Here is a 25,402-nt window from a genome sequence, read left to right on the forward strand (position 1 = left end):
CGGCCACGCCGACCTGCTGCCCGCCATGTCCTTCGTCGGCGTCGCCTTCGTGCTGGCCTTCACCGCCCTGCACCTCCAGGCCACCGGCACGGTCCCGCCCGCCCTCCAGTCGGCGGCCGGCGGCCTCTACCAGACCTGCGTACAGCTGGGCGCGGCGCTGACGACCGCGCTGACGTCGGCCCTGTACGCGGCCGCCGGCCGGGGCCCCGCGCTCTGGCTGGTCACCGGCGTCGGCCTGGCCGGCGCGTGCGTGGCCCTGCGCGGCCTGCTCCACCCCTCCGCTCCCTCCGCCCCACCCGCGCAACCCGCCGGACACCTCTCCCACCCGGCGGTTCCGACCACGGACGGACGGGGACACCCGTCCGCCTCAACCCGGAAAGCATCATGAACACACTTCACATGTCACAGACATACGAGACAGACAACGGCCTGGTGCACATGACCAGGCCCGACATGGCGGTCCTGGCCACGGCCGGGCTGCACGAGCGCACCCGGATCCTGGAGCAGTACGTGCGCGAGGAACTCGGCCGCATCCTCGGCATCGAGCCCCACCTCGTGGACACCACGGGCCGCCCCATGGGCTGCCTCGGCATCGGCTCGATCTCCGGCATCGAGCTCCAGTACCGGATGGAGGCGACCCTCGGCGTCGACGTGAACCTCCAGCGGCTGCTGCTCGCCAACAGCGCCCAGGAGCTCATCGACTGCCTCGCCGGCCAGCTCGGCCCCGAGGCCCACCTGCACGGGGCAGCGGTGCCGGCATGAGCACTACGACCCTGCTCCCGGCCGTCCGCCCGGTGGTCAACCACCAGGACCTGGACCGGCCCGACTTCACCCTCTCCGCCGACCGCGTCGACCTCTGGCTGATCCGCCGCCCCACCGGCGCGGACGCCGAAGCCCTGGCGATCGGCGAGCTCGACGACCAGGAGCGCGAGCGCACCGACTCCTTCATCCGCCAGTCGGACGGCCTGCTGTACGCCGCCGCCCACGTGGCGGTGCGCCGGCTGCTCGGACGTTACACGGCCACCCTCCCCCAGGACGTCCGCTTCATGCGCGAGCCCTGCCCGGGCTGCGGCGAGCCGCACGGCCGCCCCGCCCTGTCTCCCCCGCCGCCGCCGCTGCACTACTCCCTCTCGCACAGCGGGGGCGTGGCCATGGTGGGCGTCGGCACCTCGCCGCTCGGCGTTGACGTGGAGAAACTCCCCGGCGCCGAGACGGTGGACATCTGCTCCAAGGCGCTGCACCCGGACGAGCAGCTGGAGATCTCCGAGGCGGAGGCCGGCGAGGACCGGCGGCAGCTGTTCGGACAGATCTGGACGCGCAAGGAAGCGTTCCTCAAGGGACTCGGTACGGGCCTGAGCCGCTCGCCCGCCGAGGACTACCTGGGCACCGACCACGGCCGCCACCCCGACGGCTGGACCATGGTCGGCGTCCCGGCCGACGCCACCCACGCCGCCGCGGTGGCGGTGGCCGGGGCCGCCCCCAAGGTGGTCGACGTCAGGTGGGTGCCCGACACCTGGCTGGCCGCGGGCCACACCGTGTGCGGCGCAGCCGCCCCCGGACCGCGTGACACGGTCCTCGCCAGTTGAACCGCAAGTAAGGACGTGACCGGATGACCACCGCCTTCGTCTTCCCCGGCCAGGGCTCCGCATACGCCGGCATGGCCAAGGAGCTGCTCGCCCTGCGGCCCGACCTCGCCGACACCTACTACCGCACCGCCGACGACCTGCTCGGGATCCCGCTGGCCGGGGTCTGCCTGGACGGTTCGCCGCGCGACCTGGACGACCCGGCCGTGGCGCAGCCGGCGATCTTCCTCACCAGCATGGCCGTCCTGGAGGTGCTGCGCGGCGAGGGCCTGCGGCCGGACGCCGTGGCCGGGCACAGCCTGGGCGAGTACGCGGCGCTGGTCGCCGCCGGCGTCCTGGAGTGGACCGAGGCGCTGTGGCTGGTCCGCCTCCGCGGCGAGCTCGTCGCCACCGTCGGGGACCGCGTCGGCAGCGCCACCGCGGCGGTCATCGGCCCGAGCCGTGCGGAGCTGGCGCGGATCTGCGCCGAGGCCCGGGCGGCCACCGGCCAGGTGGTCGAGGTGGCGGGGGACAACGAACCCCGCCAGACCGTGGTGTCCGGCCAGGCCGAGGCGGTGGCCCGCGCCACCGAGGCGGCCCGGGCGGCCGGGGCGCGGGTGGAGTGGCTGCGTACCGGCGGCCCGTTCCACTCCAGCCTGCTGGGCGAGGCCGAGGCGGAGTTCACCGAGACGCTGATCGCGACGGAGTTCCGCGACCCGGTCGTGCCGCTGGTCTCCGGTGTCACCGGCGGGTGGGTGACGAGCGCCGCCGAGGCCGCCGTCGCCCTGCGCGGCCAGCTCACCAGCCCGGTGCGGTGGACCGGGGCGGTCGGCACGCTCGCAGCCTCGGGCGTCGACCGGTTCGTCGAGGTGGGGCCGGGCCGGGTGCTCGGCGGGCTGGTCCGGCGGATCCTGCCGGACGCCCGGGTCCACAGCACGCACACGCCGGACCGGCTGGCGCTGGCCGTGGACGAGCTCACCGCGACCGCGGCCTGACTCCGGTACGAGCGGTGCCATAGATCCGTGCGAGGTCCGCACGGTACTGATCCGTTCTCTGGGGTGCGGCGCGCCGACGGTGCAGGCGTTCCCCGGGGTGCGGCGCGCCGACGGTGCCGGCGTTCCGCCCCGCGAGCACGCGGACCCGCCGCAGCCAGTGCCGGCGGGACGTCACGAGACGAGGAGCAGTCTGTGGAGACGACAGTCGAGCCCGGCCAACTCATCCGCGTCGTGAAGGGGCGCCCCGACACCGAGGCCCTCGCGGCGCTCACCGCCGTGGTGCTCGCGCGGGCGGCGGCGTACGAGGGCGAGCACGGCGGCACGGCCGGCGGCGGGCCGGCCCTCGCCGGCCGGCGCCGGCCCGAGCGGGTCCGCGGCTTCCTCGGCCCGCGCACCTGGCGCGGGCTCCGGCCGGCCTGACCGGGCCCGCCCCCGCCCGCACACCGTGCCCGCCACCCCTTCAACCCAGTGCCCCGGTCCAGGAGTTCGCGGGCGGACGCTCCTGACCGCCGGCCCTTGTCCCGAGTCCGCCGACTGGAGAGGCCATGCCATCGACCCATGACGACATCGCGGCACTGCGCGAGCAGGTGCAGGCCCTGCGCGACCGCGCCGAGCTGCGCGAGCTGTTCGACCGCTACGTGACCGCCCTCGACACCCACGACGGGACGGGGCCGGAGGACTCGCCGTACGCCTCGCTCTTCACCGAGGACGCCACCTTCGCCTTCCCGATCGGGGTGTGCGAGGGGATCGAGGCCTTCGCCGCGTTCCAGCGCGAGGCCCGGGAGCGGTGGGCGCGCATCCACCACTCCAGCTCCAACCACTCCGTCGTCCTCGACGGGGACCGGGCCACCCTGCGGGTCCAGCAGCTCACCACCCACGTCCACCACGCCGGCCGGGGGCCCGCCGCCCACTTCGAGGTCGGCGGGTACTCCGAGGCGCGGGCCGTGCGCACGCCGGCCGGCTGGCGGCTGAGCCACGTCGCGTTCCACGTCGTGTGGGACTCCGGCGTACGCCTGCCCGAACTCGCCGGAGCCCGGCTGTGAGAACCCGATGAACGCCGTGCAGACCGCCGGCTACCGGGTCCCCGCCAGGGATCCCGCACCGGAGGCCGTACGCCCCCCGCGGCCGTGCGCCGCACCGCCCCTGACCACCCTGCTGCGCCGCCGGGCCGCCTGGGGCCTGGCCGTCGCCAAGGCCCGGCGCAGCCCGGCCGCCCGGTCGTCCTGACCCCTCCTGGAGATGCCCCTCATGGTCCCTGTGCCGCCCGCCGGCGCGCCCCCGGTCCGGCCCGTCACCCTCGACGCCGCCGGGATCCCGCTGTCCGGCCTGCTGGCCCTGCCCGCACAGCCCGTACCCCGGGCGCTGGTGGTGGCCCTGCACGGCTCGGGGATGAGCGCGGGCTACTTCGACAGCCGGGCGCGGCCCGGGCTCTCGCTGCTGGAGCTCGGCGCCGGCCTCGGTCACGCCGTACTCGCCCTGGACCGGCCCGGGTACGGGGCCTCGGCCGGGGTGCTCCCCGAGGGGCAGGACCTCGAGGGGCAGACCGCCACCGTGCTCGCCGCCCTGGAGGGCTTCGCCGAGGGGCGCGAACTGGGCGCCGGAGTCTTCCTCGTGGCCCACTCGGGCGGCGGCCGCGTCGCGCTCGCGGCCGCGGGCGCCGCCCGGGGCGGCCTCGTACCGATCGGCGTGGACGTCTCCGGCATCGGGCGGCGCTTCGCCGTGGACGCCGGCCGGCTGCCCGGCCCCGACCTGCCGGGGGAGTGGCGCCGGCACTGGGGCGCCCTGCGGTTCTACCCGCCGGACGCCTTCCGGCTCGGGCAGGGGCTGCTGCGGCCGGTCCCCGCGGCCGAGGCGCGGGAGACGCGGAGGTGGCCGGAAATGTACCCCGCCGTGGCGGCCGGGGTGCGGGTGCCGGTGCGCTTCACGTTCGCCGAACAGGAGCAGTGGTGGAGGCACGACGGCGAGGCCCTGGAGGAACTGCTGACTCCGCTGACGGCGGCCCCCGTGGAGGTGGCCCGGCAGCCGCACGCCGGGCACAACATCAGCCTGGGCTGGGCGGCCCGCAGCTACCACCTGCGGGTCCTGTCCTTCCTGGAGGAATGCCTCCTCGCCCGCGACGTGGCCGTTGGCCGGGTCGTGACGGGCTCTGACGGCGACCTGAAGAAGGTTGACGCGGATCTGACATAGACCCCGTTGACCCCGTGGACGGGTACCGACGAGGGTTCTCGTGAGCATCCCGAGACGTGCAGCGAACCGTCACACCGGGACACGTCCACTCGGTCCCCCGGTACCTGTCGGATCCGTACCGATCCATCTGAACCCTCCCGAAGAGGAACGCGCATGAGCGACGTGAAGGACCTGGCGCAGGCCGGCACCGTCATCGACGCCGAGAGAACCGACGCCTGACCTCGGACCCGACCAAACGGTTGCGGCCCCCGCGGCCCCTCCGGGCCCGGGCCCGGCCGCAGCCCGTCTCCACGACCGACGAGAAGCAGGTTTCTCATGGCGACCGGCCACCACAACGTCCACCCGCTGCCGCAGACGAAGCAGCTGCGGGCCATGCACACGATCATCCGAGACCGCGGGGCCTCCCGCTCGGACTTCGTGTTCTACTCCCGGCGCATCATCCGCCTCCTGCTCGAATCGGCGCTCGACCAGCTGCCGTTCGAGGAGCACGCGGCCGTCACGCCGGTCGGTGAGACGTACGACGGACTGAAGTTCGGCACCAAACTGTGCGCCGTGCCCGTGATCCGGGCCGGTGACTCCATGCTCGACGAGCTGCGCCAGGTCATCCCCGACATCACCGTCGGGAAGCTGCTCATCCAGCGGCACAAGGTCACCAAGCTTCCGCACCTGTACTACAAGAACTTCCCCGAGGACATCGCCAACCGGCACGTCCTCGCCCTGGAGCCGATGCTGGCCACCGGCGGCAGCGCCAACATGGCCATCGAAGTACTTCTGGAGGCAGGCGTGCGTGAGGAGAACATCGTCTTCGTCAACCTGCTCGCGGCGCCCGAGGGCATCGCGGCGGTCCATGCCGAGCACCCGCACGTCAAGATCGTCACCTCGTCGATCGAGGAGCGCCTCAACGAGAACGCGTTCATGATCCCGGGCATCGGCGACTTCGGCGACCGCTACTTCGGCACGACCGACTCGGCAGCGGCCTGATGAAGGGCGGCCGTCCACTCGCGGACTCCGCGCTCACCGTGCTCGCGCCGGTGGTCTGGGGGTCGACGTACCTGGTCACCACGGAGCTGCTGCCCGAGGGCAGACCCCTGCTCTCCGCACTGCTGCGCGCCCTGCCCGCCGGCCTTGTCCTGCTGCTCATCGGCCGGGTGCTGCCGAAGGGCATCTGGTGGTGGCGCGCCCTGGTGCTCGGCGTGCTGAACATCGGCGCCTTCTTCTACCTGCTCTTCGTGGCCGCCTACCACCTCCCGGGCGGCGTCGCGGCGCTGGTGATGGCCATCCAGCCGATGATCGTGCTGGTGCTCGGCGCCGTGCTGCTGAAGGAGCGGATCAAGCGGATCCACGTGCTCGGCTGTGCCCTCGGCACGGCCGGCGTGGCCCTGCTCGTCCTCCAGCCGAACGCCGGACTCAACGTCACCGGTGTCATCGCCGGTCTGCTGGGCGCGCTCAGCATGGCCTCCGGCATCGTGCTGACCAAGCGCTGGGGGCGCCCCGAAGGGGTGGGCCTGCTGCCCTTCACCGGCTGGCAGCTCACCGTCGGCGGCCTGGTCCTGCTGCCGATCGCGCTGATCGGCGAGGGACTGCCCGGCGAGATCACCGCCGAGAACCTCTGGGGCTTCGCCTACCTCGGCATCATCGGGGCCCTGATCGCCTACGCGATCTGGTTCCGCGGGGTGCAGCGGCTGCCCGCGCTCACCGTGTCGTTCCTGAGCTTCGGCTCGCCCCTCACGGCCACCCTGCTCGGCTGGTTCGTCCTCGACCAGGCGCTGTCGCCGCTCCAGATCCTCGGAGCGCTGACGGTGGTCGCGTCGGTGGTCCTGGCGCAGCCGAGGCAGTCCAAGCAGCAGCCCGAGCCAGAGCCCGAACCGGGCCCGGTCCGGCCGGCCTCGCGGGAATCCGTCAAGGCGTAACGCGACGGAGCCCCGCCCACGACTCCCCGCCATGCCTGCCCCCTGGAGCAGGGTGGGGAGCGGTGGTGGCACACCGTGGCCTCCCCCGTCCGCGGTGTGCCGCCCACCTCCTGACCCCCGAACCGTGGAAGGACCGAGTCCGTGCCCCACATCCACATCCGGCACTACCCGAGGGACTTCACGGCCGAGCAGCTCAGGGAGATCGACGAGGCGGTGACGGCCGCCGTGACGCGGACCTTCGCCCTCGGCGAGGACGCCGTCTCGATCTCCCTGGAGCCGATCACACCGGAGGACTGGCAGGCCCAGGTCCTCGCCGAGATAGCGGCCCGCCCGGACCAGCAGGTCAGGCGGCCCGGTTACGTGAACGAGAGTTGAGAGACATCCCGATGAGCGCAAGCAACGGCGTCCCCGTCGTCTACACCGAGGAGGTCCGCGAGGCCCTCCACGAGGGCAAGGCCGTCGTCGCCCTGGAGAGCAACGTCATCACCCACGGGCTGCCCTACCCGGACAACGCCGCCACCGCCCGCAAGGTGGAGGACGCGGTACGCTCCGGCGGCGCGGTGCCCGCGACGATCTGCATCGAGGCCGGCGCGATCCGCGTCGGGATGTCGGACGCCGACATCGAGCGCTTCGCCTCCCTGCCGGGCATCCCCAAGGTGTCCAGCCGGGACCTGCCCGTCGTACTGGCGCAGGGCGGCCCGGGCGCCACCACCGTGGCCTCCTCGGTCGTGGCGGCGGAGCTCGCGGGGATCCCGTTCTTCTCCTCCGCCGGCATCGGCGGCGTGCACCGCGGCGCCCAGGAGACCTGGGACGTGTCCTCGGACCTGATCCAGTTCACCCGCTCCAAGGTCGCCGTCGTCTGCGCCGGCGCGAAGATGATCCTCGACCTCGGCCTGACCCTGGAGTACCTGGAGACGCAGTGCGTCCCCGTCGTCGCCTACCGCTCGGACGACTTCCCCGCGTTCTACTGCCGTACGAGCGGCCACAAGGCGCCCCACCGCCTGGACGACGAACGGACCATCGCGCGCGCGGTCGAGGCCCACTGGGCCCTCGGCAACCACAGCTCCTTCCTGATCACCACCCCGGTCAGGGAGGAGGACGCCATCGACTCCGCCGAGGTGGACACGGCCATCCGCGCCGCCGTCGCCGAGGCGGCCCGGGACGGGGTCTCCGGCCAGGCCATCACCAAGTACCTGATGCGGGCCGTCGACGCCGCCACGGACGGCCGTTCCGCCAAGGCCAACATGGCCGTCCTCGCCTCCTGCGCCGAGGCCGCCGGCCGCCTGGCCGTCGCGCACTCGGCACACCTCGCGGAGCTCGCCGCGTGAGCGACTCCGGACAGATGCTGCTCTTCTCGGGACGCGCACACCCCGCGCTGGCCCGGGCCATCGCGGCCGAACTGGGCACGGAGCTGGTCCCGACGAAGGCGGTCGACTTCGCCAACGGCGAGATCTACATCCGCTACCAGGCCTCCGTGCGCGGCGCGGACTGCTTCGTGATCCAGAGCCACACGGCACCGGTCAACAAGTCGATCATGGAACACCTCATCATGGTCGACGCGCTGAAGCGGGCCTCGGCCCGCAGCATCACCGTGATCCTTCCCTTCTACGGGTACGCGCGACAGGACCGCAAGCACAGCGGCCGGGAACCCATCTCGGCCCGCCTGGTGGCGGACCTGCTCAAGACCGCGGGTGCGGACCGGATCCTGACGGTCGACCTGCACGCCGACCAGATCCAGGGGTTCTTCGACGGGCCGGTGGACCACCTGTTCGCCATGCCGGTCCTCGCGGACCACATCGCCTCCAAGGCGGACCCGGCGGACCTCACCGTCGTGTCGCCCGACGCCGGCCGCGTACGCGTGGCCGACGGCTGGTGCGACCGCCTCGGCGCTCCGCTGGCCATCGTGCACAAGCGGCGCGACAAGGACGTGGCCCACCAGGTCACGGCCCACGAGGTGGTCGGCGAGGTCCGCGACCGGGTCTGCGTCCTGGTCGACGACATGATCGACACCGGCGGCACGATCTGCGCCGCCGCCGACGCCCTGTTCGCCCAGGGCGCGCGGGACGTCATCGTGGCGGCCACGCACGGGGTCCTCTCGGGCCCCGCCGCGGACCGCCTGAAGAACTCGCGCGTCAGCGAGTTCGTCTTCACGGACACCCTTCCGGTGCCCGGAGCACTGGGCCTCGACAAGGTGACAGTCCTGTCGATCGCCCCGCTCATCGCGGGCGCCTCGCGAGAGGTGTTCGAGAACGGATCTGTAACCCGGCTCCTGCGGAGCCGGTGATCGCCCGGACGGGCGGGGTCGATGGGGGCCCGGTCCGTCCGTTGGGGGAGGCGGCCGCAGCACGCACCGCGCCGTTCCGGTTCTTCCGGGTGGTGAGGCTCTGCCTTGCGCCCCTCAGTTCTTCGGTTTCATCCGGCCGGGCAGTCAACCCGGCCACTGACACCGGGCCCGCCGCTACGCGGATCCCGGTTCGCGGGGGCGTTCGACGGCGCCCGCTGCTCCACAACGGAACTTAAGGAAGCGGGAAATGACTCTTCAGGAGACCAGCGTGCTCGAGCCCACCCTGCGCGGCACCACCACCTTGCCCGGCCTGCTCGCCGAGCGCGTCGCCGAGCACCCCGAAGCGATCGCCGTCGCCTACCGGGATGAGAAGCTCACCTTCCGCGAGCTGGCGTCCAGAAGCGCGGCCCTGGCCGACTACCTCGGCCACCTCGGAGTCTCGGCGGACCACTGCGTCGGCCTCTTCGTCGAGCCGTCCATCGACCTCATGGTGGGCGCGTGGGGCATCCTGGGCGCCGGCGCCGCCTACCTGCCGCTGTCCCCGGAGTACCCCGAGGACCGGCTCCGCTACATGATCGAGAACAGCGAGACGAAGATCATCCTGGCGCAGCAGCGCCTGGTGTCCCGCCTGCGCGAACTCGCCCCGCAGGACGTCACCATCGTGACCCTGCGCGAGTCCGAGGCCTTCGTCCGCCCCGAGGGCCAGGAGGCCCCCGCCGCCGGCGGCGACGCCCGTCCGGACACCCTCGCGTACGTCATCTACACCTCCGGCAGCACGGGCAAGCCGAAGGGCGTGATGATCGAGCACCGCAGCATCGTCAACCAGCTCGGCTGGCTGCGCGAGACCTACGGCATCGACCGCAGCAAGGTCATCCTGCAGAAGACCCCTATGAGCTTCGACGCCGCCCAGTGGGAGATCCTCTCCCCGGCCAACGGCGCGACCGTCGTCATGGGCGCCCCCGGCGTCTACGCCGACCCCGAGGGCCTCATCGAGACCATCGTCAAGCACGGCGTGACCACCCTCCAGTGCGTCCCGACCCTGCTCCAGGGCCTGATCGACACCGAGAAGTTCCCCGAGTGCGTCTCCCTCCAGCAGATCTTCAGCGGTGGCGAGGCCCTCTCCCGCCTGCTGGCGATCCAGGCCACCCAGGAGATGCCGGGCCGGGCGCTCATCAACGTCTACGGCCCGACCGAGACCACCATCAACTCGTCCTCGTTCGTGGTCGACCCCGCCGAGCTGGACGAGGGCCCGCAGTCCATCTCCATCGGCGCCCCCGTCCACGGCACGACGTACCACATCCTCGACAAGGAAACCCTCAAGCCGGTCGGCGTCGGCGAGATCGGCGAGCTGTACATCGGCGGCGTCCAGCTGGCCCGCGGCTACCTGCACCGCGACGACCTGACCGCCGAGCGCTTCCTGGAGATCGAGCTGGAGGAGGGCGCCGAGCCCGTCCGCCTGTACAAGACGGGCGACCTCGGCCAGTGGAACGCCGACGGCACCGTGCAGTTCGCCGGCCGCGCCGACAACCAGGTCAAGCTGCGCGGCTACCGCGTCGAGCTGGACGAGATATCCCTGGCCATCGAGAACCACGACTGGGTCCGCAACGCCGCCGTCATCGTCAAGAACGACGGCCGCACCGGCTTCCAGAACCTGATCGCCTGCATCGAGCTGAGCGAGAAGGAAGCCGCCCTGATGGACCAGGGCAACCACGGCTCCCACCACGCCTCGAAGAAGAGCAAGCTCCAGGTCAAGGCGCAGCTGTCCAACCCGGGCCTGCGCGACGACGCCGAGCTCGCCGCCCGCCCGGCCTTCGACCTGGAGGGCTCCGAGCCCACCCCCGAGCAGCGCGCCCGGGTCTTCGCCCGCAAGACCTACCGCTTCTACGAGGGCGGCGCGGTCACCCAGGACGACCTGCTCAAGCTGCTCGGCTCCAAGGTCACCGCGGCCTACTCCCGCAAGGCGGCCGACCTGGCCCCCGTCGAACTGGGCCAGATCCTGCGCTGGTTCGGCCAGTACATCAGCGAGGAGCGCCTGCTGCCGAAGTACGGCTACGCCTCCCCGGGCGCGCTGTACGCGACGCAGATGTACTTCGAGCTGGAGGGCGTCGGCGGGCTCAAGCCCGGTTACTACTACTACCAGCCGGTCCGCCACCAGCTCGTCCTGATCAGCGAGCGGGCCGCCACCGGCAGGCCCACGGCGCAGATCCACTTCATCGGCAAGAAGAGCGGTATCGAGCCGGTCTACAAGAACAACATCCAGGAAGTCCTGGAGATCGAGACCGGTCACATCCTCGGCCTCTTCGAGCAGATCCTGCCGGCCTACGGCCTCGACGTGCAGGACCGCGCCTACGACCCGTCCGTGCGCGAGCTGCTCGACGTCGCCGACGAGGACTACTACCTCGGCACCTTCGAGCTGGTCCCGAACGAGGGCCCGCGCGAGGACCACGCCGAGGTCTACGTCCAGACGCACGGAGGCAAGGTCGCCGGCCTGCCCGAGGGCCAGTACCGCTACGAGAACGGCGCGCTGACCCGCTTCTCGGACGACATCGTCCTCAAGAAGCACGTCATCGCGATCAACCAGTCGGTCTACCAGGCCGCCAGCTTCGGCATCAGCGTCTACAGCCGCGCCGAGGAGGAGTGGCTGAAGTACATCACCCTCGGCAAGAAGCTGCAGCACCTGATGATGAACGGGCTGAACCTGGGCTTCATGTCCTCCGGCTACAGCTCCAAGACCGGCAACCCGCTGCCCGCCTCGCGCCGCATGGACGCGGTCCTCGCCGAGAACGGCGTCGAGGGCGGTCCGATGTACTTCTTCGTCGGCGGCCGCGTCAGCGACGAGCAGCTCGGCCACGAGGGCATGCGCGAGGACAGCGTCCACATGCGCGGTCCCGCCGAGCTCATCCGCGACGACCTCGTCAGCTTCCTCCCGGACTACATGATCCCCAACCGGGTCGTGGTCTTCGACCGGCTGCCGCTGTCCGCCAACGGCAAGATCGACGTCAAGGCGCTCGCCGTCTCCGACCAGGTCAACGCCGAGCTCGTGGAGCGCCCCTTCGTCGCCCCGCGCACGGAGACCGAGAAGGAGATCGCCGCGGTCTGGGAGAAGGCCCTGCGCCGCGAGAACGCCTCCGTCCAGGACGACTTCTTCGAGTCGGGCGGCAACTCGCTCATCGCCGTCGGCCTCGTCCGCGAGCTCAACTCGCGCCTGGGCGTCTCCCTGCCGCTGCAGAGCGTCCTGGAGTCCCCGACCATCGAGAAGCTGGCCCGCCGCCTGGAGCGCGAGGTGGCCCAGGAGTCCTCGCGCCTGGTGCGCCTGCACGCGGAGACCGGCAAGGCCAAGCCCGTGATCTGCTGGCCCGGCCTGGGCGGCTACCCGATGAACCTGCGGAGCCTGGCCGGCGAGATCGGCCTCGGCCGCTCGTTCTACGGCGTCCAGTCCTACGGCATCAACGAGGGCGAGGCCCCGTACGAGACCATCACCGAGATGGCCAAGAAGGACATCGAGGCCATCAAGGAACTCCAGCCGACCGGCCCCTACACCCTGTGGGGCTACTCCTTCGGCGCCCGCGTGGCCTTCGAGACCGCGTACCAGCTGGAGCAGGCCGGCGAGAAGGTGGACAACCTCTTCCTGATCGCCCCGGGCTCGCCGAAGGTGCGCGCCGAGAACGGCAAGGTGTGGGGCCGCGAGGCCTCCTTCGCCAACCGCGGCTACACCACGATCCTCTTCTCGGTGTTCACCGGCACCATCTCCGGCCCGGACCTCGACCGGTGCCTGGAGACCGTGACGGACGAGGCGTCCTTCGCCGAGTTCATCAGCGAGCTCAAGGGCATCGACGTCGACCTCGCCCGGCGGATCATCTCGGTCGTGGGCCAGACCTACGAGTTCGAGTACTCCTTCCACGAGCTGGCCGAGCGCACCCTCCAGGCGCCGATCAGCATCTTCAAGGCCGAGGGCGACGACTACTCGTTCCTGGAGAACAGCAGCGGCTACTCGGCCGAGCCGCCGACGGTCATCGACCTCGACGCCGACCACTACAGCCTGCTGCGCGACGACATCGGCGAGCTGGTCAAGCACATCCGCTACCTGCTCGGCGAGTGATCGCGGACGGGTGACGCCGTAGCGGCCACCCCGCCGGAGGAATCCGGCGGGGTGGCCGCTTTCTTCGTTTCCGGTGCCGCAGACAGCCGGCCCGCCGGTTCAGGCCCCGTACGGCCGCGCCGCGCGTCCCTCGCGCAGGGTGACGCCCCACCAGGCGAGCTGGTCGAGGAGCACCGAGGCGGCCTTCGAGCTGCCGCCGTCGTCGTCGAGCAGCCTGCCCTCGTCGTCGAAGCGCTGCCAGGGGTTGTGGAAGCTCACGGTGTCGCGCACCGTCACGGCGTGCACCTCGGCGAAGACCTGCCGCAGCTGCTCGACGGCGCGCAGGCCGCCCGCGACGCCGCCGTACGAGACGAAGGCCACCGGCTTGGCGCGCCACTCGGCGTAGACGTAGTCGATGGCCAGCTTCAGCGAGGCCGGGTAGCCGTGGTTGTACTCCGGGGTGATCACGACGAACGCGTCGAGGGCGTCGATCCGGGCCGCCAGGCGGGGCGTCCCGGTGGGGGTGCCGGTGGGGGTGCCGAGCGGGTCGAGGCTGAGCTTCAGCTCCTCGACCAGCGCCGGCTCCGACAGGTCGATGACGTGGATCTCCATGTCGTCGCGCCGGGCGGCCTCGGCCACGAACCAGCGGGAGACCTTGTCGGCGAAGCGGGCGGTGCGGACGCTGCCGACCAGGACACCGACCTTGAGGGGGTTGCCGGACACGGGGTACCTCTTTCTGTTCCTGCGATGACGAAGGGATGGGGGAGGGATGGGGAGGGGCGGGGAAGGGGGGCCGGCTCAGTCGGTGAGCAGGACGATCTTGCCGCGGCCGTGGCCGCTCTCCAGCTCGCGGTGCGCCTCGGCGGCCCGGGCCAGGGGGAGGGTCCGGCGGACGTGGACGCGCAGCTTCCCGCTGTCCACCAGGGCGGCCAGCTCGCCCAGCCGCTGCGCGTTGCGGCGGCTGTTCAGCCACCGCACGCCGAGCTCCTCGTGGACCCCGTGGGCGAAGATGGTGCCGACCCGGTCCTTGTCCGCCACCAGTTCGGCCGCCACCCGCAGCCCGTCGGCGCTGGCCGCGTCCAGGGCGGCGTCGACGCCCTCCGGCGCGAGGGCACGGACGCGGTCGGCGAGGCCCTCGCCGTACGTCACCGGCACCGCGCCGAGCTCGCGCAGGTACGCGTGGTTGTCCTCGCGGCCGGTGGCGATGACCTTGGCACCCCGCAGTACGGCCAGCTGCACCGCGATGGTGCCGACGCCGCCCGAAGCACCGTTGATCAGCACGGTCTCGCCCGCGGACACCTTCAGGTCCTCCAGGACGGTGTGCGCCGTCTGACCCGAGGCGGACAGGGACCCGGCGACCTCCCAGGGAACACCGGCCGGCTTGGCGACGACCTGCTCCGCCGGCACGGTCAGGTACTCGGCGTACGTGCCCTGGAGTCGGTACCCGAGCACCTCGTCACCCACGGAGAGGCCCGTGACGCCCTCGCCGACCTGGTCCACGACGCCGGCGAAGTCGCCGCCCGTGACGTGCGGGAACGTGATCGTGACACCGGGCGGGGTCCATCCGGTGCGCACCGCGCAGTCGGTCGGCTGGGTACCCGCCGCCTTCACGCGGACCCGGACCTCGCCGGGCCCCGCCACGGGGGTGGGCACGTCGAGCAGTTCCAGGACCTCCGGTCCGCCGAACGCGTGGAATGCCGCAGCCTTCATCGTCAACGCTCCTCAGGGAAAGTGCTGTTCAGCGGCCCGTCGTGGCCTCGATGACGAACGTAGGACCTCAAGCGGAGTTGAGGTCAACCCCGGACCGGGGCTGCACGGCGGCCGCCGCTCAGAGGAGCTGGTCGTGGGTGACGCGGCGGGACTTCAGCCGGATGCCCTCCGGGCCGTCGACGACGGTGTCGTGGACGACGCAGCTGCGCGTGATGTCGGGCTTGCCGCCGGGGCGGACGTTCACCACGAGCGCGTAGGCAGTCGAGGTGACCGTGCCGTCTTCCTGGAGCTCCAGCGCGACGTGGTTGAACCAGTGGCGGCGCTGCACCGGGTCGTTGTCGAACCGCTTGTGGAACTCGACGAGCTCGCGGACGATCCCCGGCCGGGTACGGGCCGGCTCGACGCCCGGGGAGTGCTGGAACTCGCCGTCCTCGGTGAAGGTGGCGGCGTACTCCTCGAACCTGCCGGAGTCGAGGTGCTGCATCTGGTGCGCGTAGAAGTGCTGGACCCGCAGGTAGAGGTCGGTCGTGGTCGTGGTCGTGGTCATGGTCATGGTCGAGTCTCCTGGCGTCAGAGAAGGGGGGCGGAGGTGCTCAGGCGTGGAAGGCCGTCAGGACGACGGCGGAGTTGAAGCCGTGCCGGCCGCGGGCGAGGACCAGCGCGTGGCGCAGGGGCGGCTCCCGTGCCTCGCCGCGGACCAGGTCGATGCCGTACGCCCCCTCTGGCCGTTGCCGCCCGGCGTCCGCACGCCGATGCCGGCCATCACTGCTCGCCTGTTCATCGCCGGCCCTCCTTCGTCTTGCGTTCGGCGGCGGACCGGTGGTGGCCCGGACCGCCGTGCGGGGGGACCGCCGTGCGGGGGCCGTCGCTCAGGCGTGGCAGGCCGGGAGCCGGCCGTGGAAGGCGACCATGTCGGAGAACATCTCCCCGATGTCCAGGGCCGCTCCGGGCTCCGCGCCGCGGAGCTCCGCGTACGCCCGGTGGAGGTTGGGCACCAGCCGCTCGGAGTCGAGCAGCCCCGCCCATTCGCCGAGGTCGGTCTCGCACGCGGCCTCCAGTGGCGACAGGCCGGCGGCGGCGGTGTCGCGGGCCAGGTCCTGGAGCCAGCGGAAGTAGCGCTCGGCGGTGTCGAGCAGTTCCGGCCCCGCGACCGGACCGTGGCCGGCCACGATGGTCCGCGGCCCGAGGGCCCGCATCGCCGCGACCGCTTCGAGGGAGCCGGAGATCGACCCCATGAGGCAGAACGGGGTGGCCCCCGACATCAGCAGGTCTCCGGCGAACAGCACGCGCTGCCCGGGCAGCCAGGCGACCGTGTCGACGGCCGTGTGGGCGGGGCCGAGCGCGATCAGGTCGACCTGTGCCGTGCCGGTGTCCAGGCGCAGCCCGTCGCGGAAGGTCAGCCCGGGGAGCTCCACCGACAGGTCGCCCCAGCACACGTCGGGCCAGAGCGTCGTCAGGTGCAGTCCCACGGTCTCCATCTCGACGCCCGTGGTCTCGTGGGCGACGACCACCGCCCGGTCGGTGAAGAGGGAGTTGCCGAAGGTGTGGTCGCCGTGCGAGTGGGTGTTGACGACGAACCGCGGCGCCGGGCCGACCTCGGCGACGGCCCGCTTCAGGGCCAGGGCGCGGTCGTGCGTCGCGGCGGTGTCGATCAGCACGGGCCGGTCGTCCGAGGCGATGTACCCGGCGTTGTTCAGGCACCAGCCCCCGTCGGGCTGGACGTACGCGAACACGCCGTCCGCGATCTCGTCCAGGCGGGGCGGCGCGGTGGAGCGGTCCGCCGTGACCGCGCGGCCGCCTTCGCGCAGGACGCCAGGATCCGCAGCCGGCCCTCCGGCGCGGTGGCGGCCGCGGCGGGCGACTCGCTGTTCCGTCACGGAGTTCCTCCCCTCGCCGTCATGGCGGGTCTCGACTCGGATGTCGACATCGGAACGCATGCCCGGCCCGCGCACAACCCGGGTTGACGTCGAATTGTCAATCCCGCCAGGGGAGTTGGGCGGAACCGGAGCCTGAAGCCGGGAGCGGCACGGCAGACGGCGCCGGTGCTACCGGAACTCGATCGACCGTCGAGCAGAACTCCGCAAGCTCTCCGGGACACCCGACGTGAGAGGCAGCACATGATCAACCTTTTCCAGCCCCAGGTCGGCGCCGAGGAGCTCGAAGCGGTCGCCGGGGCCTTCGAGGACCGGTGGCGCGGCCACGGCCCACGGACCAAAGCCTTCGAGGCGGCCTTCGCCGAACACCCCGGTGTCGCTCCCGAACACGTCGGCTCCGTCGGCTGGGCCGCCTCGGGCCTGTTCCTCGCCGCCGGGGCGCTCGGCCTCCGGGACGGCGACGAGGTCGTCCTGCCGTCCCTGAGCTTCCTCGCCGCGGCCAACGCCGTCCTGGCCCACGGCGGCCGGCCGGTCTTCTGCGACGTGGACCCGCGCACGCTCAACCCCACCTGGGAGGAGTACGAGGCCGCCACCACCGAGCGGACCAGGGCCGTCGTCACCCTCCACCAGGGCGGCCACCCGGGCGACATCGAGCGCATCGCGGCACGCTGCCGCGAGCTCGGCATCGTCCTGATCGAGGACGCCGCCTGCTCCGTCGCCTCCGCGTGGACGCGAGGCCCCCGTCACCGGCGACGGCGGGTGTCGCCCAGCCGGACGGTCTGCGCGGCGGACGGTTCCCGGTGAACGGTCTGGCGGCGTCCGCCGCCCGCTGAGCGGTCCGCCAAGCGGCCCACGCGTTAACGGCGTTAACGGTGGTGCGCCGTCAGCGCCGTCAGCGCCGTCAGCGCCGTCATCACCGTTAACGGCGTTAACGCCGTTAACGCCGTCCGGACCCGATGCGGCCCGTTCACCGGCGTTTGACCTCTTCTTGGCGGCCCCCCGAGGCGCCGGACCGGGCCTTGTGCAACCTGACCTACTCCTGAATCCGACGCCATTGAACGGCCGCGCGCGACCGAAGAACCTTGTCATCAAGATCCGGTGCGCTGTCCCCGGAAGCCGGCTCGCACGGCGACCACGAGGCGTACGGGGCGCCGGCGCCCGCCGCCGTCACCTCCGTCCGAACCCTCCCCACTCCCAAGGAGCCACGAGCATGCCGCAGCCCGGCCTGCGCGAAGTCGAGCACGAGATCACGGTCTCTGCCCCGGCCGCCGCCGTCTACCGCCTGATCGCCGAGGTCACCAACTGGCCGCGGATCTTCCCGCCGACCATCTACGTCGACCACACCCCGACCGGGGCCGACGAGGAGCGCATCCGCATCTGGGCGACGGCCAACGGCCAGGCCAAGAACTGGACCTCCCGCCGCACCCTGGACCCCGAGGGCCTGCGGATCACCTTCCGACAGGAGGTCACGGCACCGCCGATCGCCGCCATGGGCGGCACGTGGATCATCGAGCCCCTCGGCGAGGGCGAGTCCCGCGTACGCCTGCTGCACGACTACCGGGCCGTGGACGACGACGCCGACGGCCTGGCGTGGATCGACGAGGCCGTGGACCGCAACTCGAGGTCCGAGCTGGCCGCGCTGAAGACGAACCTCGAGCTGGCGCACGCGGCGGAGGCCCTGACGTTCTCCTTCGAGGACACCGTGCAGATCAACGGGTCGGCGAAGGACGTCTACGACTTCGTCAACGAGGCCGACCGCTGGGAGGAGCGCCTTCCGCACGTGGCGGCGGTCCGGCTGGTGGAGGACACGCCGGGGCTGCAGGAGCTGGAGATGGACACCCGGGCCAAGGACGGCTCGCTGCACACCACCAAGTCCTACCGGGTCACCTTCCCCCACCAGAAGATCGCCTACAAGCAGACCACCCTGCCCGCGCTGATGACCCTGCACACCGGCTACTGGACCTTCGCGGAGAACGACGAGGGCGTGGCCGCGTCCTCGCAGCACACCATCACCATCAACACCGCCAACATCGCCAGGATCCTCGGCGAGCGGGCGACCGTCGAGGACGCCAAGGAGTACGTGCGCACCGCGGTGAGCAACAACAGCCGCGCCACCCTCGGTCACGCCAAGAGCTACGCCGAGAACAGGGCCTGACCGCCGGCCCCGCGCCTTCGCCGCCGGGGCGGTCCTCACCGGGGCCGCCCCGGATCCGGCCGCGGGTGGCCGAAACCTGACGCAGATTGACCGCGTTCTGACATATCAGTGGTTGACGGCATATGCACCGCGCAAGAGACTTTTCGTAATTTCGGCCGCCAGCCGTCCCCGCTGATGAGGAGTCATCTTCCATGCGCTTCAATCTCATCGGCCCCTTCGAGATCGTCACCGACGACGGCAGGACCTACCAGCCCGGAACCCCCAAGGTCTGCCAGACGCTCGCCCTGCTGCTCACCCGCCCCGGCGAGATCGTCACCGCCGAGGCCCTCATCCGGGAGCTGTGGGGCGAGAACCCGCCGCGCAGCGCCGTCACCACCCTCCAGACGTACGTCTACCACGCCCGCCGGATGCTCACCCAGGAGCGACTGGTCCCCGCCGACCGCTGCCTGATCGTCACCAGCTCCGCCGGCTACGCCATCCAGGTCGACGACTCCGAAGTCGACGTCCGGATCTTCGAGCGCCTCGTCACCCGGGCCCGCCACGAACTCGCCGAGGACGAGCCGGCCAGGGCGCTGCGCACCGTCCGCCAGGCACTCGACCTCTGGCGCGGACCGGCCCTGTCGAACTTCCCGGCCGGCGACGTCCTCGCCGGACACGTCGTCCACCTGGAAGAACTGCGCATCCGGGCCTTCGAGACCCGCATCGAGGCGCAGGAGCGCCTCGGCCGGCACCGCGAGTCCATCCCCGAACTGCGCAAGCTCATCAACGACTACCCGCTCCACGAGTGGTTCCACAGCCGGCTCATCGCCGCGCTCGGAGCCGCCGGCCGCCGCGCCGAAGCCCTCCAGGCCTACCAGAAGGTGCGCGGGCTGCTCGCCGACGAACTGGGCCTGGAGCCCTCCGCCGAGCTCAAGCAGCTCCAGGCGGGCCTGCTCGGAACGGTGCGCCGCCGAGAGTCGGCGCCGGCCCGCACCTGAAACGGGCGGCCGGCGCCGGGCGCCCCTAGAAGTTGCCGAGGCCGCCGCAGACGTTGAGGGCCTGCGAGGTGATCGAGGCGGCCGTGTCGGAGGCCAGGTAGCCCACCAGCCCGGCGACCTCCTGCGGCGTGGAGTACCGGCCGAGGGGGATCTTGGCCTGGAACTTCTCCAGGACGGCTTCCTCGGTGGTCTCGTAGGCGGCGGCGTAGCCCTGGCGCACGCGCTCGGCCATCGGCGTCTCGACGTAGCCGGGGCAGACGGCGTTGACCGTGATCCCGGTCGGCGCCAGCTCGTTGCCCAGCGCCTTCGTGAAGCCGACCACGCCGTGCTTGGACGCCGAGTACGGGGCGCCCAGGACCACGCCCTGCTTCCCGGCGGTGGAGGCGATGTTGATGATCCGGCCGCGGTTCTTGGCCCGCAGGCCGCCCGCGTTCAGGGCCTCGCGGGTGACGCGGAAGACGCTGTTGAGGTTGGTCTCGATGACGTCGTTCCACAGCTCGTCGGCGATGTCCGCGGTGACCCCGCCGCCCGCCCGGCCGGCGTTGTTGACCACCACGTCGATGGTGCCGAACCGCTCCACGGCCGCCCCGATCCAGGCCCGTACGTCCTCACCGCTGCGGACGTCCAGGCTCGCGCCGTCGACCTCCAGGCCCTCGGCGGTCAGCTCCTCCACGGTCCGGGCCACGTTGTCCGCGTCCCGGGCACCGATGAACACCCGGTGCCCCGAAGAGGCCAGCGTACGGGCCACTTCGAGGCCGATGCCGCTGGTCGCGCCCGTGACGACGGCAACGCGCTTGGCCTGGCCGTGGCCCTGGTCCTGGTCCTGCTCCGGCATGTGCACTCCTCGGCGAATCTCGGATGTCGACGCACGCGGAGCATCCGGCACCCCGATGGAGCGGGGCTCGAAGCGCCCTGGGCCGCACCCCGGCGGAAGGAAGGGACCACCGGGGCTCCAGAGGCCGTCGAGCGGCTGTTCACAAGCTCGGACGGACACCCGTACGCGAGAGGCGACCATGATCAACCTGTTTCAGCCCCAGGTCGGGGCGGAGGAACTCGACGCGGTCGCCGGGGTGTTCCACGACCGCCGGCTCGGCAACGGGCGACGCACCAGGGCCTTCGAGGAGGCCTTCGCCGCACACCTGGGGATCCCCGCCGACCACGTCGTCTTCACCAGCTCCGGCACCACCGCCCTCCACCTGGCGGTCGAGACCCTCGACCTCCGGGAGGGCGACGAGGTCGTCCTGCCCTCCATCGTCCTGCCCGCCACCGCCGAGGCCGTCGCCGGACGCGGCGGCCGCCCCGTCTTCTGCGACGTCGACCGCCGCTCGCTCAACCCGTCCCTGGAGGACATCGAGGCCGTCCTCACCGAGCGCACCCGGGCGGTCCTCCTCCTCCACTACGGCGGCCGCACCGGAGACGTCGTCCGCATCGCCGCACGCTGCCGTGAACTGGGCGTCCTCCTGATCGAGGACGGCGCCTGCTCCGTCGCCTCCAGCGTCGGCGGCGTACCCGCCGGCACCTTCGGCGACCTGGCCGTCTGGAGCTTCGACCCGGGCCGGGTCATCGTCACCGGCGACGGCGGCATGGTGTACGCCAAGGACCCCGGGCGGGCCGCGCGCACCAGGCTCCTCGCCCAGCGCGGCCTGGTCCGCGCCACCAGCTTCGGCCACGCCGCCGTGGACTCCGCGGCCGGCCGGACGCCCCCGCCCGAGTACGGCCGCGGCATCGTCGGCAACGACCTGACCGCCGCCATCGGCCAGGTACAGCTGCGCCGCCTCCCCGAGATGGTGGAACGGCGCACCCGGATCGCCGAACGCTACGACCGTGAGCTGGCCGGCACCGAGGGACTGCTGACGCCCCCGCCGCTGCCCGAGGGCCAGGAGACCACCCACTGCCTCTACTGGGTGCAGCTCGACCCCGCCATCAAGGACAAGGTCGTCGGCGACCTCCTCGCCGAGGAGATCGACACCACCTCCCACTACGCCCCCCTGCACCGGTTCGGTTCCCAGGACACCGGAGGGGAGCACGCGGCGCCGCGGCTGCCCGCCTGCGACTGGGCCGTCGACCGCACCGTACGCCTGCCCCTGCACCCCGGCCTCAGCGACGAGGACGTGGCCGCCGTCATCGGCTCCCTGCGCAGGGCCGTGCGGACACGGCTCGCCGAAGCCGGCTCAGAAGAAGGACTCACCGTGAAGGACACCCCATGAACCGACGCGTCGTCATCACCGGGATCGGCGTGGTCGCACCCGGGGGAGTGGGCACCAAGGCGTACTGGGCCCGGCTCACCTCCGGCCGCACCGCGACCCGCGCCATCAGTCTCTTCGACGCCTCGGGCTTCCGCTCCCGGATCGCCGCCGAGGTCGACTTCGACCCGCTCGCCCACGGATTCACCGCCGAGGACGTCGCACGCCTGGACCGGGCCGCGCAGTTCGCGCTGGTCAGCGCCGACGAGGCGATCCGCGACAGCGGCCTCGACCCGGCGGCCCTCGACCCGGCGCGCACGGGCGTCACACTCGGCAGCGCGGTGGGCTGCACCACCGGACTGGACGTCGAGTACGACGCGGTCAGCCGGGGCGGCTCCACCTGGGAGGTCGACCACACCCTCGCCGTCCCCCACCTGTTCGACTACTTCGTCCCCAGCTCGCTGGCGGCCGAAGTGGCCTGGCGGGTCGGCGCCCAGGGACCCGTCTCCCTGGTGTCCACCGGCTGCACCTCCGGACTCGACTCCATCGGCCACGCCGTCGAGCTGATCCGCGAGGGCAGCGCCGACGTGATGGTCACCGGCGCCACCGAGGCCCCCATCTCGCCCATCACCGTGGCCTGCTTCGACGCCATCAAGGCCACCTCGCCGCGCAACGACGACCCCGCGACCGCCTCCCGGCCCTTCGACGCCACCCGCAACGGCTTCGTCCTCGGCGAGGGCTCCGCCGTACTCGTCCTGGAGGAGCTGGAGAGCGCCCGCCGGCGCGGCGCCCACGTCTACGCCGAGATCGCCGGCTTCGCCAGCCGCGGCAACGCCTACCACATGACCGGCCTGAAGGCCGAGGGCCGCGAGATGGCCGAGGCCATCACCGTCGCCCTCGACGAGGCCCGCCTGCCCGCCACCGCCGTCGACTACGTCAACGCCCACGGCTCCGGCACCAAGCAGAACGACCGGCACGAGACGGCCGCCTTCAAGCGCAGCCTCGGACAGCACGCCCACGAGGTCCCGGTCAGCTCCATCAAGTCGATGATCGGCCACTCCCTCGGCGCCATCGGCTCCCTGGAGGTCGCGGCCAGCGCCCTGGCCATCGAGCACAACACGGTCCCGCCGACCGCCAACCTGCACACCCCCGACCCGACCTGCGACCTGGACTACATCCCGCTGACCGCCCGTGAGCACCGCACCGACACCGTGCTCAGCGTCGGCAGCGGCTTCGGCGGCTTCCAGAGCGCCATGATCCTGACCCGCCCGCGTCTGGGAGATGCCGCATGAGCGCCGCCACCGCCACCGAAACGGCCCCCGCCCCCGCCGCGCCCGCCGCCCCCGCCGCACCGGTCGTCACGGGCATCGGCGTCGCCGCCCCCAACGGCCTGGGCACCGAGGCCTGGTGGGCCGCCGTCCTGCGCGGCGAGACCGGCATCCGCCCCCTCACCCGCTTCGACGCCGCGCGGTACCCGGCCAAGCTCGCCGGCGAAGTCCCCGGCTTCGACCCCGCCGAGCACCTGCCCGGCCGGCTGCTCCCGCAGACCGACCAGGTCACCCGGCTCGCCCTCACCGCCGCCGACGAGGCCCTCGCCGACGCCGACGTGGACCCCGCACGGCTGCCGGACTTCGCCGCCGGAGTGATCACCGCCAACTCCGCCGGCGGCTACGAGTTCGGCCAGCGCGAACTGCAGGCCCTGTGGAGCAAGGGCGGCCAGTACGTCAGCGCCTACCAGTCCTTCGCCTGGTTCTACGCCGTCAACAGCGGCCAGATCTCCATCAGGAACGGCATGCGCGGCCCCAACAGCGTCATCGTCAGCGAGCAGGCCGGCGGACTCGACGCCGTCGCCCAGGCCCGCCGCCAGATCCGCAAGGGCGTCCGGCTGGTCGTCACCGGCGGCATGGACTCCTCGGTCTGCCCCTGGGGCTGGGCCGCCCACCTGGCCACCGGCGAGCTGAGCACCGCACAGGACCCCGCCCGCGCCTACCGGCCCTTCTCCGCCGACGCCGACGGACACGTGGTCGGCGAGGGCGGCGCCCTGCTCGTCCTGGAGGACGCCGACGCCGCCCGGGAACGCGGCGCCGAACTCTACGGCACCGTCGCCGGGTACGCCGCCACCTTCGACCCGCCGCCCGGCTCCGGCGGCGCCCCCCGCCTCGGCGCCGCCGCCGCGGGAGCCCTGCGCGAGGCCGGGCTCACCCCCGCCGACGTCGACGTGGTCTTCGCCGACGCCGCCGGACGCCGCGACGCCGACCGGGACGAGGCCCGCGCCATCGCCGGCCTCTTCGGGGAGTACGCGGTCCCCGTCACCGCCCCCAAGACCATGACCGGCCGGCTCGCCTCCGGCGGCTCCTCCCTCGACCTGGCCGCCGCCCTGCTCTCCCTGCGGGACGGGGTGGTCCCGCCGACCGTCCACACCGGCCCGCCCGCCGAGGACTGCCCGATCGACCTGGTCACCGAGGTCCGCAGGCCCGAACGGCTGCGCACGGCCCTGGTCCTGGCCCGCGGCCGGGGCGGCTTCAACGCCGCCATGGTGCTCCGGGGCCGCTGACCCGCCCCGGCACGGCCCCGGCACACCTCCGCCGCACCCCCGCCACACCGACGGCCGCCGCCGGCCCGGGCACGCGTACGCGTACGCGCCCGCCCGCCCCGCGGCGGCCGTCGGCGCGTCCGGTTCCAGCGACCTTCCAAGCGGCCTCAACCGGGCATGAGGACCGTGGTACGCCGGGATCAGCCCGCGATCAGGAGGACAGCGCCGTGCCGAACTTCGGATACCCGGAACCGCCCCTCGACGGACTGCTGCGCCGGGCCGCGCTGCGCGACCCCGCCGCCTGCGCCGTCCGCACCGCCCACGGCATGCGCACCTTCGCCGAACTCGACGCCCGCGCCGACCGCTACGCCGCCTACCTGGAGCACACCCTCGGCCGGCGCGGAGCCCGCGTCGGCATCGCCAACACCCTCGACGAGGAGTTCCCCGCCGCCTGGTACGGCACCCTGCGCAGCGGCAACACCGCCGTCCTCCTCAACCCCCTGGTCCGGGCCGCCGGGCTGCGCCACATGTGCGAGGACGCCCGCGTCGAGACCGCCTTCGTCCCCACCGCCACCGCCGAACTGCTCGTCAAGGCCGCCGACCGGCTGCCCCTGCTGCGCGCCGTCGTCGTCACCGATGCCCCCGACGGGGTCGTGCCCGCCGACGCCGTCCCGCTGTGCGTCGCCCTGGACCGCGCACCCCGGCCCGCACCCCGCGCCACCGAGGCCTTCGACCCGGACACCGAAGCCTGCATCCAGTTCACCACCGGCACCACGGGCCGCCCCAAGGGCGTCCGGCTGACCCACCGCAACCTCGTCGCCAACGCCGCGCAGACCGCCGCCGCCCACCACCTCGACGCCGGCGCGGTCACCCTGAACAACCTGCCGGTCTACTTCCCGATGCACCTCAACTCGGCCGTCCACGCGGGCGCCTGCCAGGTGCTGTGCCCCTGCC

The 25,402-nt window shown here is 72.5% G+C and carries 25 protein-coding genes and 1 pseudogene; 21 read left to right on the forward strand and 5 right to left on the reverse strand.

Annotated features, from left to right (window positions below; all coding sequences use genetic code 11):
* The 14 genes and pseudogenes from SSNG_RS36360 to SSNG_RS36420 all read left to right on the forward strand — a co-directional run.
* Positions 1-388, forward strand: a pseudogene (locus SSNG_RS36360) (MFS transporter); the annotation flags it as partial.
* Positions 389-399: 11 nt separating this feature from the next.
* On the forward strand, positions 400-762 hold the full coding sequence (locus SSNG_RS36365; RefSeq protein ID WP_042804859.1) for an acyl carrier protein: 363 nt from the start codon (positions 400-402) through the stop codon (positions 760-762).
* Positions 759-1,586, forward strand: a complete 828-nt coding sequence (locus SSNG_RS36370; protein ID WP_007268991.1) for a 4'-phosphopantetheinyl transferase superfamily protein — start codon at positions 759-761, stop codon at positions 1,584-1,586. Before SSNG_RS36365 ends, SSNG_RS36370 begins: the two co-directional genes overlap by 4 nt.
* Before the next feature lie 23 nt (positions 1,587-1,609).
* Positions 1,610-2,557, forward strand: coding sequence for an ACP S-malonyltransferase (locus tag SSNG_RS36375; RefSeq protein WP_007268992.1), 948 nt, complete (start codon positions 1,610-1,612; stop codon positions 2,555-2,557).
* A gap of 192 nt (positions 2,558-2,749) precedes the next feature.
* Positions 2,750-2,977 carry an acyl-CoA carboxylase subunit epsilon gene (locus SSNG_RS36380; protein WP_007268993.1) on the forward strand — a complete coding sequence of 76 codons (228 nt, stop codon included), beginning with the start codon at positions 2,750-2,752 and terminating at the stop codon, positions 2,975-2,977.
* Between the two features lie 125 nt (positions 2,978-3,102).
* Positions 3,103-3,600: a nuclear transport factor 2 family protein gene (locus SSNG_RS36385; protein ID WP_007268994.1), complete on the forward strand. Its 498-nt coding sequence runs from the start codon at positions 3,103-3,105 to the stop codon at positions 3,598-3,600.
* Between the two features lie 7 nt (positions 3,601-3,607).
* Positions 3,608-3,784: a hypothetical protein gene (locus SSNG_RS42780; protein ID WP_007268995.1), complete on the forward strand. Its 177-nt coding sequence runs from the start codon at positions 3,608-3,610 to the stop codon at positions 3,782-3,784.
* A 21-nt stretch (positions 3,785-3,805) separates the two neighbouring features.
* Positions 3,806-4,744, forward strand: coding sequence for an alpha/beta fold hydrolase (locus SSNG_RS36390; RefSeq protein ID WP_050780096.1), 939 nt, complete (start codon positions 3,806-3,808; stop codon positions 4,742-4,744).
* A 315-nt stretch (positions 4,745-5,059) separates the two neighbouring features.
* A complete protein-coding gene (gene upp / locus SSNG_RS36395) occupies positions 5,060-5,725 on the forward strand; it encodes a uracil phosphoribosyltransferase (RefSeq protein ID WP_007268998.1) in 666 nt (221 codons plus the stop codon).
* Positions 5,725-6,654, forward strand: coding sequence for an EamA family transporter (locus SSNG_RS36400; RefSeq protein ID WP_007268999.1), 930 nt, complete (start codon positions 5,725-5,727; stop codon positions 6,652-6,654). The genes upp and SSNG_RS36400 overlap by 1 nt, the downstream gene beginning before the upstream one ends.
* 141 nt (positions 6,655-6,795) lie before the next feature.
* Positions 6,796-7,029 carry a tautomerase family protein gene (locus SSNG_RS36405; protein ID WP_007269000.1) on the forward strand — a complete coding sequence of 78 codons (234 nt, stop codon included), beginning with the start codon at positions 6,796-6,798 and terminating at the stop codon, positions 7,027-7,029.
* Positions 7,030-7,040: 11 nt separating this feature from the next.
* Entirely contained in the window at positions 7,041-7,982 is a 942-nt protein-coding gene (locus SSNG_RS36410; protein WP_042804860.1) for a pseudouridine-5'-phosphate glycosidase, read from the forward strand.
* A gap of 14 nt (positions 7,983-7,996) precedes the next feature.
* Positions 7,997-8,938: a ribose-phosphate diphosphokinase gene (locus SSNG_RS36415; RefSeq protein WP_042804908.1), complete on the forward strand. Its 942-nt coding sequence runs from the start codon at positions 7,997-7,999 to the stop codon at positions 8,936-8,938.
* A 247-nt stretch (positions 8,939-9,185) separates the two neighbouring features.
* On the forward strand, positions 9,186-13,037 hold the full coding sequence (locus SSNG_RS36420; protein ID WP_007269003.1) for an amino acid adenylation domain-containing protein: 3,852 nt from the start codon (positions 9,186-9,188) through the stop codon (positions 13,035-13,037).
* A 99-nt stretch (positions 13,038-13,136) separates the two neighbouring features.
* On the opposite strand, the gene SSNG_RS36425 is transcribed toward SSNG_RS36420, so the two are convergent.
* The 4 genes from SSNG_RS36425 to SSNG_RS36440 form a co-directional block, all read right to left on the reverse strand.
* On the reverse strand, positions 13,137-13,739 hold the full coding sequence (locus SSNG_RS36425; RefSeq protein ID WP_007269004.1) for an NAD(P)H-dependent oxidoreductase: 603 nt from the start codon (positions 13,737-13,739) through the stop codon (positions 13,137-13,139).
* A 75-nt stretch (positions 13,740-13,814) separates the two neighbouring features.
* Positions 13,815-14,726 carry an NADP-dependent oxidoreductase gene (locus SSNG_RS36430; RefSeq protein WP_007269005.1) on the reverse strand — a complete coding sequence of 304 codons (912 nt, stop codon included), beginning with the start codon at positions 14,724-14,726 and terminating at the stop codon, positions 13,815-13,817.
* 118 nt (positions 14,727-14,844) lie between these two features.
* On the reverse strand, positions 14,845-15,279 hold the full coding sequence (locus tag SSNG_RS36435) for a nuclear transport factor 2 family protein (protein ID WP_007269006.1): 435 nt from the start codon (positions 15,277-15,279) through the stop codon (positions 14,845-14,847).
* 316 nt (positions 15,280-15,595) lie between these two features.
* Complete coding sequence (locus tag SSNG_RS36440; RefSeq protein WP_347232525.1) at positions 15,596-16,603, reverse strand: MBL fold metallo-hydrolase; 1,008 nt, start codon at positions 16,601-16,603, stop codon at positions 15,596-15,598.
* A 240-nt stretch (positions 16,604-16,843) separates the two neighbouring features.
* Here SSNG_RS36440 and SSNG_RS36445 point away from each other — a divergent pair, with 240 nt between their 5' ends.
* The 3 genes from SSNG_RS36445 to SSNG_RS36455 all read left to right on the forward strand — a co-directional run bounded on the left by SSNG_RS36445 (position 16,844) and on the right by SSNG_RS36455 (position 19,732).
* Positions 16,844-17,404: a DegT/DnrJ/EryC1/StrS family aminotransferase gene (locus SSNG_RS36445; protein ID WP_050780097.1), complete on the forward strand. Its 561-nt coding sequence runs from the start codon at positions 16,844-16,846 to the stop codon at positions 17,402-17,404.
* 406 nt (positions 17,405-17,810) lie between these two features.
* Positions 17,811-18,755 carry an aromatase/cyclase gene (locus tag SSNG_RS36450; RefSeq protein ID WP_007269009.1) on the forward strand — a complete coding sequence of 315 codons (945 nt, stop codon included), beginning with the start codon at positions 17,811-17,813 and terminating at the stop codon, positions 18,753-18,755.
* Positions 18,756-18,946: 191 nt separating this feature from the next.
* Positions 18,947-19,732, forward strand: a complete 786-nt coding sequence (locus SSNG_RS36455; RefSeq protein WP_007269010.1) for an AfsR/SARP family transcriptional regulator — start codon at positions 18,947-18,949, stop codon at positions 19,730-19,732.
* Positions 19,733-19,757: 25 nt separating this feature from the next.
* On the opposite strand, the gene fabG is transcribed toward SSNG_RS36455, so the two are convergent.
* A complete protein-coding gene (gene fabG / locus SSNG_RS36460; protein WP_007269011.1) occupies positions 19,758-20,567 on the reverse strand; it encodes a 3-oxoacyl-ACP reductase FabG in 810 nt (269 codons plus the stop codon).
* Positions 20,568-20,745: 178 nt separating this feature from the next.
* On the opposite strand from fabG, the gene SSNG_RS36465 reads away from it, so the two are divergent.
* The 4 genes from SSNG_RS36465 to SSNG_RS36480 form a co-directional block, all read left to right on the forward strand.
* The gene (locus tag SSNG_RS36465) at positions 20,746-21,939 is read left to right on the forward strand and encodes a DegT/DnrJ/EryC1/StrS family aminotransferase (protein ID WP_007269012.1); all 1,194 of its coding nucleotides are present in this window, start codon (positions 20,746-20,748) and stop codon (positions 21,937-21,939) included.
* On the forward strand, positions 21,936-23,207 hold the full coding sequence (locus SSNG_RS36470; RefSeq protein WP_007269013.1) for a beta-ketoacyl-[acyl-carrier-protein] synthase family protein: 1,272 nt from the start codon (positions 21,936-21,938) through the stop codon (positions 23,205-23,207). Before SSNG_RS36465 ends, SSNG_RS36470 begins: the two co-directional genes overlap by 4 nt.
* Complete coding sequence (locus SSNG_RS36475) at positions 23,204-24,469, forward strand: ketosynthase chain-length factor (RefSeq protein WP_007269014.1); 1,266 nt, start codon at positions 23,204-23,206, stop codon at positions 24,467-24,469. Before SSNG_RS36470 ends, SSNG_RS36475 begins: the two co-directional genes overlap by 4 nt.
* Positions 24,470-24,675: 206 nt before the next feature.
* A partial coding sequence (locus tag SSNG_RS36480; RefSeq protein ID WP_129593442.1) for an AMP-binding protein occupies positions 24,676-25,402 on the forward strand: 727 nt, incomplete at its 3' end.

The organism is Streptomyces sp. C (genome assembly GCF_000158895.1).
GTDB lineage: Bacteria > Actinomycetota > Actinomycetes > Streptomycetales > Streptomycetaceae > Streptomyces > Streptomyces racemochromogenes.